A 10048-nucleotide genomic window follows, 5' to 3' on the forward strand; every position below is an offset into this window, starting at 1 on the left:
TGAGCGGCGGCGAGGTACACGATAGTACAGTGGCTGCACCGTTGCTCGGTACTATTCCATTGAAGAGCGTCAATGTCCTGGCGGACAAAGCGTACGGGACGCAGGCGCTACGAGACTTCATCACGTCTCAGGAGGGATACTACACAATCCCACCCAAAAGCAATGCAGTGAACCCCTGGCCGTGCGACTTCTATCTTTACAAGGAGCGACATCTAATCGAAGGCTTCTTCAACCAGATGAAGGAGTTCAGGCGTATAGCCACACGCTATGATAAGCTCGCGCATGTCTTTCTGGGCGCGGTTTACGTTGCAGCAATATGGGTATGGCTTAAGTAATTTTCAGACACACCCTAGTTTCTTCGCTTGTTTTGGTTTCTTGTGCTTCATCTTGGGCCGCCTTCCTCGCGGCTTGGGCTTTAACCCTGCTACTCCTTCGGTCTTAAAGATTTTCACCCAAGCAGCCACCTGCGAGGCATTGATCCCGAAGTGAGCAGCCACGGATATCATACCCGCACCACTGGTTTGGTAATAGTCTACCACGGCCAGCTTCTGTTCCAGAGAATAAACTGTCTTCGTATGCTTTCGTTGAAGAGATTCTAGCCCATGGGTTCGAGCCTGTTCAACCCATTTCATGATTGGTGTCTTTGACGGCATACTGTATTTAGTGCAGAGGGTATTATAGGATACACGTCCAGAAAGATACTCCTGCACGACCTGCGCCCTGAACTTACTTGAATATTTAGTCATAAAAATGCCCCACAATCGTTAGAGTATCTGTCTAACAATTATGGGGCACTTCACGCTGGGGTTGGGTGCCCTTCTTTTGGACCGTAGCCAATTACTGCGTTTGCCGCCGCCGCATGATGGTGAGCGAGGCGATGAGTGACAAAATGATCAGCACCAAGAGACCCAGACCGCTTCGCCAAAGGACGCGATCAAGGTGATTTCTATCGAAGAACGCCTTCAGATATCGCTCTGGGATCAGCACTCTGACTGACCCAAAGAAGAGAATAAAGAACGCAACCATACCATACCATACTGATACCCTTTTTGCCCAAATTGGTAGAAAAATGGGATCGCCCAAAAATACATCAACAGAGAAAGCATAATAGCCGCACCAGTGACGATGGCCAATTCGGTGGTTGATATATTGGGAAAAATCAAGTGGACAACAACGGTATAGGCGATTGCCACTGCTGTGATGATTCCGGCCAAAAAGACAAGGACAATGTAACGGCTCAAAACGATGGCAGTCGCGGATTCTCGGGCCATTTTGGCAAAATCGAGCCAACGGGTGCGGTCGTCGTCAACAAAAAGGGCCGTCAAGCCATAAATTGAGACCATGATAATGATTGCACCAACCATGGGGGCAAATTCTTTGAGAAAGACCCCGGCCGCCAAAATGGCGAGGCCCACAAGCAAAACTAAGGGACGCAGCCAAAGATGGCGCAACTGATCGATATCTTTAATTATCAGACCCAACATTAGTCTTGCCTCCGATCTGACAGTGCGTGTTGAATGATGCCAGTCAAATCCTGGCCCCGGTATGCATCAGCGGCCAGCGTCGTGACCGTTTGGCCCTGCTTCAGCAAAACAAATCGGTCGCATAAGGTCTGAATGTCATCAAGCCTGCGGGTGGCCAAGACAATCCCAGCCTGGTGCTGGTGGCGATAGGCCTGCAAAGCGGCCAACACGGGCGGCCGGTCGTCAGGAGCCAGATTTTCTGTCACTTCGTCCAGCAGGAGCAGCGGGGCATTGTGCGCCAAAGTCACCGCTAAGTTCAAAGCGGTCTGCTGGCTTTTGGTCAACCGCGCAACAGGGGTGCGGCGGGGCAGTGAAAAGTCAGTCACGTAGTCGGCAAATACCTTGTCCTGCCAAGGCCAAGCCAAATGACGAAAAATATGGACCAGCCGGTTGATGGTCAGATTCCGGGGGAAGGGCAGCTGGGCGAAACAATAACCGATATTGTCAGTCTCCCGCTGGATACTGCCGCCATCTGGCGATATCAGACCAGCTAAAATATCGAGAATCGTGGTTTTGCCGGCGCCAGTATCGCCCAGTAAGCCAATGGTTTCATTAGCGGCGGCCTGGATTGAAAAATCTGTTAGGACAAACTTGGGATAAGTTTTACTGACAGTGTCAGCACTGACAAATGCGACCTTGGTTGTCATGGCTGCTCACTTCTTTTTGGTCAGGGCATAAATCCCCAGTGCACAGAGAAGAGCTGCAAAAACAAAGATCTGCGCGTATTGCCGCATGGACTGAACAATGTAAGAGACGAAAAACATAATAATTGAAAGTGCCGCAATGATTTTCAGCACGATGACTAATCCGCGATTCTTTGCCATCATCATCACCCCACACCTGTATTCAAAAGGCTACTTCTTTACATCGACCAAATTATAGGAAGGGGGTGCAAGATAAGTCAAACATTTCCCACTGGAATTTTTAGAAAGCCATTTGATCGACTTTTTCCAAATACGCCTTGCGTTTCTCCTCTGGGGCATCCGTGATCCCGCCAAAATTCGACCAGCGCACGTGCCGCATCCCCAGCTGCTTCAATGTGGCTCCGATAAATACTTGCTTAACGGCATTGCCGCAGAAGAATCGCAGATAGAACGTGGGTGACGTGGAGGTTGTCAGGACATAGGTTTTCTGAATGTTGGTCAGCGTGCCCTTCACTCCGGTCTTTGTCACCACATGGGTCAAACCGGCGCCTTCCTTCATCACTTTATCGATGAACCCTTTCAGCATCCCCGGCAAATCGTTCCACCAAATGGGTGTGATAAAGATCACGGCATCGGCCGCTTTGAGTTGCGTCAGATACTGGGTGACCAGCGGATCATGGGTCTGGCCGCTGTGGAACAGCCGCAGTTCTTCGGCGTCATAAGCGGGGTTGAACCCATCGTGATACAGATCAATGACCTGGTAAGGATCGCATTGCTCAGTCAGCTTGGCCGTCACGCGGTCCAGTTCAGCATGGTTGAAACTGCGGTCATAAGGGTGTGCATAGATAATCAAAAATTGGGTCATTATTCAAGACTTCCTTTCCTAAACCAGCATTTGGTCCAGCGTGCGCGTCAGCAGCGCTCGGTCATATACCGCGGCACCATTCTTAATCAGCAGCGCGTAACCCAGGATGAAGGACCATACCCGGGTGAAGAAGTCAGCGGTAGGGGTGGTGCTGGCACTGCCAGCCAACGTCGCGGCAATCAATTGGCGGGTGAGGGTCAGCAATGGAAAATCGGTTGTGTCGGTGCCGGGTTGGTATTGTTGCGTCGCCTGGGGATTGAAAAACAAAAAGTCGATCACGTGGGGCTGGGCCGCGCTGGCTTGGAGCAGCTGCTCACCCAGCAAGCACAGTTTTTCTTTCGCGGTGTCGGCGGCTGCGAGCAACGGCATGACTTGGGCGGTCAATTGCTGCGAGAGAGTGACCGTGACGGCGCGAAACAGGTCGTCTTTACTGGCAAAGTGTTTGTAAAAGGCGCCGGTGGTCAAGCCGACGTGTTGAGCGAGTTGACGCAGAGAGATCGCGGCGCTGCCGTGTTTCGTGATGGTCGCGATCGTAGCAGCAATGATGCGGTCTTCCGTATCGTTTGTTTTTCCAGCCATGGGGTAGTCATCTCTTTTCTTTGATGACCATAGGATAACACTGTTATCCTATGGTGACAAGAAAAACCTGCTGAGCAGTTTAATGCTCGGCAGGTCGCTAATCAGTGTGCGATCAATAGCCCTGGCTCAGGTCAACTTGGTTTTCGGCCACTGACCCATCGCGGATAAATTGGGCGAGATTGTGGTAAAGAATCGTTGCTGCTGCCGTGTATATTTCGGCGAATGCACCGGACACGTGGGGCGTCATAAGCAAATGCGGCGCTTGCCAGAGCAGTGATGTCGCCGGCAGCGGTTCTTGTTCGAACACGTCCAGCGCGGCACCGCTGAGCTGGCCCGTCTGTAAAGCCGCGACCAGTGCTTCGGTGTCCACCGAAGGACCGCGACCGACATTGATAAACAACGGTTTTTTCGTCAGCGCATTGAAGAATGCAGCGTTGAAGAAGTGATGCGTCTCCGGTGTCAGCGGCATGATATTGATGATCATGTCCGCGGCTTTGGCAAATGCGGCACTGTCTTGATCGGTACCGACGGTGGAGAAGGGGGCGACGGCTTCCCCATGGTGGGAAATGCCGGTGACCGTCATGCCCTGTTGGGTCAGGATCTCGGCGATGGCGCGGCCGATATGGCCAGTGCCATAAATCAGCGCGGTCTTACCCGGCAGCGTATAAACGTCTCCGCGCGAGGCGTCCCTATCCCAGAAATTCTCGGGTGTCCGGTGAGCGCTGTCCGCTATGCCCCGGGCAAAGGCCAGCACGTAGGCTAGGACGGATTCGGCGATCGGCCGAGCGTGGATACCGCTGGTATTGGCCATGACGATGTTCTTTTTCTGGAACGTGGCCAACGGGAAATAATCGACGCCGGCAGAAAATGATTGAACGAAGCGAACCGTCGAATTTTCTTTGATCAAGTCGTTTAACCGGCTTTGCCAGCCGAAAATCGCAGTGATATCAGTCAAACCGTGTTGGGCTAAGTAGTCGGGGCCTTCGATCTGCACGTTGGGCAGAGCGGCAATTTGGTCTTTGATGGGCGCGGGAATGGCCATGAGGGCAAGTACTTTCATGAGACAACAACTCCTTTTCACCATTTTAGGCGCTGGTTTGACGATACTGCAAGTGGTCCCCAGTGACACAAATATGACGGCAATCTTACAAAAACGTCATACCCCGGTTTGCTGCGGCGTGGTATTCTGAAGCCAAACCAGCAAAGGAGTGCGATTCATATGAGCCAGCTCTACGTGCGCCAACACTTTTTCAGCCTCGGCGGCCACTTTGATGTGACTGACGCCAATGGGAACACCCGCTATACCGTGGTCGGCAGTTTCTTCAAGTTTCCCAAGGAATTCCAGCTGCTTGATCCCAGCGGCAATGAAGTGGCGAAGGTCATCCATCAGCCTTTTCACTTTCTCGACACTTTCGATGTGGACATGAACGGCCGAACTATTGCAACAATTCGCAAGAAGATCACGTTTCTGCGCAGCCAATACGAAATCGACAGCGGGGCGGTGGATGTTCAGGGCAGCTGGTGGGGCTTCAATTTCACCGTCACTGCCCAGGGCCAAGAGGTCGTGCAGATTCATGAAGATGCCTTTTCGTTCGGCCATGCCTACGAGTTAGACATCAGCAACGAAGATTATGAAGGGCTTGTTATCGCGCTGGTACTGGCGATTGATTATGTGAAGGCCCAAGATAGTGCTGGTGCGTCATCGTCTTCGACCTAAGCAAGCACTCAGCAACCGCTTTCTCCCCGTTCAATGCTATGCTTAAGGAAACAAGTAACGAGGGGAAGTGTAATCATGGCAAAAGTACCGGTTAAGGCAGAAAAAACGATTCAGGCTGCGCCGCCGCCAATGACCAGCGCTGGCGAACGTCTCAGCTATTGGTCTTACTTTGTCGGCCAAAGCATGTCCTACACCATGCTCGGCGGTTTTCTCACCACCTACATGATGATGATCGGCATTGACTTGACCAAGATTGCGACGGCAATGGTGATCGTCAAACTGTGGGACGCCGTGAATGACACGATTTTCGGTGTGATCTTTGACCGGGTGAAATTCAAGAGCGGCAACAAGAGCCTGCCGTGGCTGCGGATGACGCTGGTCCTGATTCCGCTGACGACGATTTTTATCTACAAAATTCCTGGTGCCCTAAGCCAGACGGCGAAGATTGTCTGGTTTGTCGTCGGCTATATTTTGTGGGACACCGCCTATACGTTGAGCGACATTCCCATTTACAACCTGGTCACGATGATGACCACCAATCTGATCGAACGCAACAGTATCCTTTCCATTGCCCGGGTCTTCGCCCTGGGCGGGGCATCCGTCACCTCCATGCTGGCGACGGTACTGGTCAGTGAACGGGTCGGCTTCAGCTTTGCCCAGACCGCGCTGATCATTTCGCTGATCGTTGTCCTGACGATGATCCCAGTGGCGATCAAGGGCAAGGAGCGAATCAAGACCAAGCCGAGTGAGGAAAAGTACAGCTTCGGCAAGATGCTCCATTACCTGCGGAGCAACAAGTATCTGCTATTATTCTATTCCGGCTATATTATTTCCGGGGTACTGATGACCCAGGCGGCCATTGATCTGTTCGTTTCCTATTATTTATTTGGCAGCGCGCTGTTCAGTACCTTGATGCTGGTGCTTTCGGCCCTGCCGATGCTTATTATTTCGCCGCTGATCAACCGGATATTGAAACACGTGGACAAGTTCCGGCTGTTCTATTGGGCCAATGCTGCCTTTGTGGTCACCGGCCTAGTGGTCTTTCTGGTGGGGGTATAAAAATGTCCTGCTCTACATCATCTTGGTGATTATCCGGTCGATTCCTTACGGCCTGATTTATACGATCAACTTGACCTTCACACCGGATGCCGTCGAGTATGGCGAGTTCAAGACTGGCGTGGATGCCCGGGGTGTCGCCTTTGCCATCCAGTCCTTCGCGGCCAAATTCACTTCGCTGGCCCAGCCCATCGGTTTGTTCATCCTCAGCCTGTTCGGCTGGGTGACGATCGATGCCAGCAGTTTCGCTCAGTTGCAATCGATGCATATTGAACAGACCGCAATGGCGCTGAACGGGTTATGGATCACGGCGACCTTGGTGCCGGTGATTGGCACGGCGTTGGCCCTGATTCCGTATCATTTCTACAAACTGAACGACAAGGACGTTCAGGTGATGGCGAAGTTCAATGCGGGTGAAATTACCCGGGCGGAAGCCGATGCGGCACTGTCGCGGAAATACTAGCTGCGCGGTAAATAACAAAACGCACTGTTTGGGGGAGCAGGTATGGGGGAGACTAATACCCAACATCGACTGGCGGCGGTCTGGATCGGTATGGCGGTTATTCTGCTGGCCATTTGGGGCAGCGGTCTGGGACAGTCGGTCACGGCCGCAGTGGACCTGCCCGGCGACATGGCGGGCTACTATTATGATGGTGACGATGTGCTCAGTACCGCGACGATTGCCCGTATTAAGCAGATCAATTAGCAACTGATGGACACGCCCAACGCGCCGGAGATCGCGGTCGCGACTTTGGTGGATGCCGATGAAGACATTGACCAGTTGGCTGCTGATCTGTACAAGGCCTGGAACGTCGGTCAGGGGAAAAAGGATGTCGGCGTCCTAATCATGACCAATAATCTCCACGGGACGCGCTATGTGAAAATTGAAGTCGGAAATGGCCTGGCATCCGTGCTGAGCAGCACCCGAATTGGTGATATTCTCGATGCCAATCGCCAGTTATTGCAGTCTAAAGACCCGGATACAGTGGATAAAGGCCTTCGCCGGGTCTTCGATCGAGTGGCCAAAGCGGTCATTCCCGCAGCGGGGAAGAATAAGCCGGCGATCGTGCAGCGGACCGATGCGTTTATTCAGTGGCTGGTGAAGCTGCCGGATTGGATTATGGATCACCTTGTTTTAAGTATCTTGATCGCCATCGGTTTAGTGGCTTTGCGCGTCGTCATCGCCATCGTACTGCGCATGAGCAGCTTGCGGCATCGGGAAAAGACCGGTCGGAACTATTGGTGGGATCGGCCGCGATTATGGCAGGTCATGGGCTGGCATATCCCGGTCAAGGCCGCCCACTGGATCGTCCTGGCGCTGCTGGTAAGCTATCTTTTGGCCCACTTTGTGTTCCGCGCCAGCCACTGGCTCAATTCACTCACCTTTGTGGCCTTTTTCTTCGGCACGTTCTTCCTTGATCCCTGGGACTGGTTCACCGGGGTCTTGCGCATGGGCCGCAATGCCGGGTCGGGGTCTGACTCTAGTGACGGGTAGCCTGGCGCTGCAATATAATAGATCGGTGAATTTGTCAAGCACCATTCCGGATTAGCCGTTGACTTTGCGCTTTTCAACCGGTATGATTGTTAACGGTATTGTTTACCCCACTGTGAGCCCCGGAAACTTAGATTGGTGTAAACACCGAAAATGGAGGAACTAATTTTGCGTACAACTTATCTGGCTAAGCCAACTGAAATCGAACGTAAATGGTATGTACTCGACGCCACAGATATTCCTTTGGGACGTATCTCGGCTGCCGCTGCCACGATTCTGCGGGGCAAGAATAAGCCACAATTCACTCCGAATGTGGATACGGGTGACAATGTGATTATTATCAACGCCGCGAACGTGAAGCTGACTGGCCGCAAGGCCTCCCGCAAGTTATATCATCACCACAGCAACTATGCTGGCGGGTTGCGGACACGGACTGCTGGAGAAATCCGGGAGAACCATCCGACAGAGCTGATCGAATTATCGATCAAGGGCATGATGCCGAAGAACTCGCTTGGTCACAAGCAGTTCCTGAAGCTTCACGTCTATGCTGGTGCAGAGCATAAACAGACTGCACAACAACCCGAAATGCTTGATATTAACAAGCTTATTTAAAGGAGGAATTCATTGTGGCACAAACAGCAGATTATCTCGGCACAGGCCGGCGCAAGAATTCCGTTGCCCGTGTTCGTTTAGTACCTGGTACTGGTAAGATCACGGTCAATGGTCGGCCGGTTGAAGATTACATTCAATCCGCGCTCCTGATCCTTGACTTGAAGCAACCGTTTGGCGTTACTGAAACCACTGACACTTACGATGTTAAGGTCAACGTTTTCGGCGGCGGCTATTCTGGCCAAGCCGGTGCGATCCGTCATGGTATCGCCCGGGCACTGTTACAAGTCGATCCTGATTTCCGTGGCGCCTTGAAGAAGGCCGGGTTACTGACCCGTGACCCGCGGATGAAGGAACGGAAGAAGCCTGGTCTGAAGAAGGCCCGTAAGGCGAGTCAATTCAGCAAGCGTTAATCATCGATTAATTGCCGTACTGATAACGACATTGCGAAGGTCTGCTCATTGCGAGCAGGCCTTTTTTTTGCAGAGGGCGAAGGCCGACGGTCAGAAGCGGCGGCAGAAGGGCATCCCCGGCACAAAACCCGTACTTAGGTTTTTTGCCGGGGTGCCCTTCTGCCATAGCTTCTGTCGGCCTGATCCCGTTTAAGAGGAGGAGACTGCCAGCTTCGCCGGAGCTCGTTTAGGGGTGTCCAGACAGTACAGATTTCGACAAAAAGTCCTCCTTAGACCAAAATATCCTCCTCAGATTTCCAAATGGATAATCTGAGGAGGATATTTTCTGTCCTGTAGAGAAAATGTACCGGATAAGATCAGACTTTTCGGCAGTCGCCACAGTTACCCGCAACTTATCGCTCTTTCAAGAGATGACGTGGGCTATTTGCTTTGTGTTGCGGACTCGTCGTGTTGCTCGCTTTTGGGTTGGTCGTGGAACTTGGTACCTTGGGGAATGTTGTAACCCATGTTCAGACCAACTTGCCGGAGTTCTTCGTCAGTAAAGTTATCTAGAATTTGCTGTTCGGACAGGATTGGCATAATCCGATCAGCGTATTCCTCGGACTTCGATTTAGACATGAGGTCCACCTCCATTAGAATTTGTTGATGCAACTCGATATTAATGAAGTGAATCATGACATCAATATTGTTAAAGTCACACACGTCAGCATTTGCCATTGCTAATTCGAATTTTACAACAGCGACTCGGTTATTGCCATCGTGATGCTTGCCCCGGCAGGGCGTGATGGTTGCTAATAGGGGGTCTAGAATTTTTGGTGTTGGAAAGTATTTCCATTCCAAAAGTACTAGGCCCTTTTTGATAACAAAAAAAGGCATCTAAGCCTCCCTAGTGCTATGCTTTAAGCGACGAAACTCAAGATAAGCGGGGTAGGAATAGATGTCTCAACTAGATAATACACTTAAATTACTGGGAATTACAGACACAAACATTCAGGTGTTCGGTACTCGTGAGGAATTTCATGGTCGGGGCTCGGGTCGCAAAAAGTATTTGGTCATCCAGGCAGAGCTTACCTACACACTCAGGCGCTGTCCCAGCTGTGGATACAATACGTTGCACCCTAACGGACACAAGCTCACTCATGTCCACATT

Annotated in this window: 16 protein-coding genes and 1 pseudogene; 9 read left to right on the top strand and 8 right to left on the bottom strand. The window is 51.8% G+C overall.

Features of this window, described 5'->3' with window-relative positions:
• The coding region (locus H627_RS0114650; RefSeq protein ID WP_027829526.1) for an IS5/IS1182 family transposase at positions 1–335 on the top strand (335 nt) is incomplete at its 5' end.
• A 3-nt stretch (positions 336–338) separates the two neighbouring features.
• Here the strand turns inward: H627_RS0114650 and H627_RS18635 are convergent.
• The 7 genes from H627_RS18635 to H627_RS0114685 all read right to left on the bottom strand — a co-directional run bounded on the left by H627_RS18635 (position 339) and on the right by H627_RS0114685 (position 4671).
• Positions 339–746 (bottom strand): helix-turn-helix domain-containing protein, encoded by a 408-nt coding sequence (locus H627_RS18635; protein WP_035441265.1) that lies wholly within the window; start codon positions 744–746, stop codon positions 339–341.
• A 234-nt stretch (positions 747–980) separates the two neighbouring features.
• The gene (locus H627_RS0114660) at positions 981–1484 is read right to left on the bottom strand and encodes an ABC-2 transporter permease (protein WP_027829527.1); all 504 of its coding nucleotides are present in this window, start codon (positions 1482–1484) and stop codon (positions 981–983) included.
• Positions 1484–2170, bottom strand: coding sequence for an ATP-binding cassette domain-containing protein (locus tag H627_RS0114665; RefSeq protein ID WP_027829528.1), 687 nt, complete (start codon positions 2168–2170; stop codon positions 1484–1486). The genes H627_RS0114660 and H627_RS0114665 overlap by 1 nt, the downstream gene beginning before the upstream one ends.
• Positions 2171–2176: 6 nt before the next feature.
• On the bottom strand, positions 2177–2353 hold the full coding sequence (locus H627_RS20245; RefSeq protein ID WP_155827959.1) for a hypothetical protein: 177 nt from the start codon (positions 2351–2353) through the stop codon (positions 2177–2179).
• Between the two features lie 94 nt (positions 2354–2447).
• Positions 2448–3032 (bottom strand): NAD(P)H-dependent oxidoreductase, encoded by a 585-nt coding sequence (locus tag H627_RS0114675; RefSeq protein ID WP_027829529.1) that lies wholly within the window; start codon positions 3030–3032, stop codon positions 2448–2450.
• Positions 3033–3050: 18 nt separating this feature from the next.
• Positions 3051–3611, bottom strand: a complete 561-nt coding sequence (locus tag H627_RS0114680) for a TetR/AcrR family transcriptional regulator (protein ID WP_027829530.1) — start codon at positions 3609–3611, stop codon at positions 3051–3053.
• 112 nt (positions 3612–3723) lie between these two features.
• Positions 3724–4671, bottom strand: a complete 948-nt coding sequence (locus tag H627_RS0114685) for an NAD(P)-dependent oxidoreductase (protein ID WP_027829531.1) — start codon at positions 4669–4671, stop codon at positions 3724–3726.
• A gap of 159 nt (positions 4672–4830) precedes the next feature.
• Between H627_RS0114685 and H627_RS0114690 the strand changes: the two genes are divergently transcribed.
• The 7 genes from H627_RS0114690 to rpsI all read left to right on the top strand — a co-directional run bounded on the left by H627_RS0114690 (position 4831) and on the right by rpsI (position 8898).
• Positions 4831–5328: an LURP-one-related/scramblase family protein gene (locus H627_RS0114690; RefSeq protein WP_027829532.1), complete on the top strand. Its 498-nt coding sequence runs from the start codon at positions 4831–4833 to the stop codon at positions 5326–5328.
• 75 nt (positions 5329–5403) lie between these two features.
• Positions 5404–6387: an MFS transporter gene (locus H627_RS0114695; protein ID WP_027829533.1), complete on the top strand. Its 984-nt coding sequence runs from the start codon at positions 5404–5406 to the stop codon at positions 6385–6387.
• Between the two features lie 25 nt (positions 6388–6412).
• Positions 6413–6847 carry an MFS transporter gene (locus H627_RS0114700; protein ID WP_258457788.1) on the top strand — a complete coding sequence of 145 codons (435 nt, stop codon included), beginning with the start codon at positions 6413–6415 and terminating at the stop codon, positions 6845–6847.
• A 42-nt stretch (positions 6848–6889) separates the two neighbouring features.
• Positions 6890–7090, top strand: a complete 201-nt coding sequence (locus H627_RS0114705; RefSeq protein ID WP_027829535.1) for a hypothetical protein — start codon at positions 6890–6892, stop codon at positions 7088–7090.
• 6 nt (positions 7091–7096) lie between these two features.
• Positions 7097–7879 (top strand): TPM domain-containing protein, encoded by a 783-nt coding sequence (locus H627_RS0114710; protein WP_027829536.1) that lies wholly within the window; start codon positions 7097–7099, stop codon positions 7877–7879.
• A 165-nt stretch (positions 7880–8044) separates the two neighbouring features.
• Positions 8045–8488, top strand: coding sequence for a 50S ribosomal protein L13 (gene rplM / locus H627_RS0114715; protein WP_027829537.1), 444 nt, complete (start codon positions 8045–8047; stop codon positions 8486–8488).
• 14 nt (positions 8489–8502) lie between these two features.
• A complete protein-coding gene (gene rpsI, locus H627_RS0114720; protein WP_027829538.1) occupies positions 8503–8898 on the top strand; it encodes a 30S ribosomal protein S9 in 396 nt (131 codons plus the stop codon).
• A 420-nt stretch (positions 8899–9318) separates the two neighbouring features.
• On the opposite strand, the gene H627_RS20375 is transcribed toward rpsI, so the two are convergent.
• On the bottom strand, positions 9319–9774 hold the full coding sequence (locus H627_RS20375) for a hypothetical protein (RefSeq protein ID WP_035441268.1): 456 nt from the start codon (positions 9772–9774) through the stop codon (positions 9319–9321).
• A gap of 61 nt (positions 9775–9835) precedes the next feature.
• Between H627_RS20375 and H627_RS19845 the strand changes: the two are divergent.
• Positions 9836–10048, top strand: a pseudogene (locus H627_RS19845) (ISL3 family transposase); the annotation flags it as partial.

The organism is Schleiferilactobacillus harbinensis DSM 16991, assembly GCF_000425885.1.
Taxonomy (GTDB): domain Bacteria; phylum Bacillota; class Bacilli; order Lactobacillales; family Lactobacillaceae; genus Schleiferilactobacillus; species Schleiferilactobacillus harbinensis.

What these genes read in the sequence shown, in the direction of transcription:
- H627_RS0114695 (WP_027829533.1), top strand. Translation starts at nt 5,404, where the DNA reads ATGGCAAAAGTACCGGTTAAGGCAGAAAAAACGATTCAGGCTGCGCCG.
- H627_RS0114705 (WP_027829535.1), top strand. Translation starts at nt 6,890, where the DNA reads ATGGGGGAGACTAATACCCAACATCGACTGGCGGCGGTCTGGATCGGT.
- H627_RS20375 (WP_035441268.1), bottom strand. Translation starts at nt 9,774, where the DNA reads ATGCCTTTTTTTGTTATCAAAAAGGGCCTAGTACTTTTGGAATGGAAA.
- H627_RS0114710 (WP_027829536.1), top strand. Translation starts at nt 7,097, where the DNA reads ATGGACACGCCCAACGCGCCGGAGATCGCGGTCGCGACTTTGGTGGAT.
- H627_RS0114675 (WP_027829529.1), bottom strand. Translation starts at nt 3,032, where the DNA reads ATGACCCAATTTTTGATTATCTATGCACACCCTTATGACCGCAGTTTC.
- H627_RS0114660 (WP_027829527.1), bottom strand. Translation starts at nt 1,484, where the DNA reads ATGTTGGGTCTGATAATTAAAGATATCGATCAGTTGCGCCATCTTTGG.
- H627_RS0114685 (WP_027829531.1), bottom strand. Translation starts at nt 4,671, where the DNA reads ATGAAAGTACTTGCCCTCATGGCCATTCCCGCGCCCATCAAAGACCAA.
- H627_RS0114665 (WP_027829528.1), bottom strand. Translation starts at nt 2,170, where the DNA reads ATGACAACCAAGGTCGCATTTGTCAGTGCTGACACTGTCAGTAAAACT.
- H627_RS20245 (WP_155827959.1), bottom strand. Translation starts at nt 2,353, where the DNA reads ATGATGATGGCAAAGAATCGCGGATTAGTCATCGTGCTGAAAATCATT.
- H627_RS0114680 (WP_027829530.1), bottom strand. Translation starts at nt 3,611, where the DNA reads ATGGCTGGAAAAACAAACGATACGGAAGACCGCATCATTGCTGCTACG.
- H627_RS0114690 (WP_027829532.1), top strand. Translation starts at nt 4,831, where the DNA reads ATGAGCCAGCTCTACGTGCGCCAACACTTTTTCAGCCTCGGCGGCCAC.
- H627_RS18635 (WP_035441265.1), bottom strand. Translation starts at nt 746, where the DNA reads ATGACTAAATATTCAAGTAAGTTCAGGGCGCAGGTCGTGCAGGAGTAT.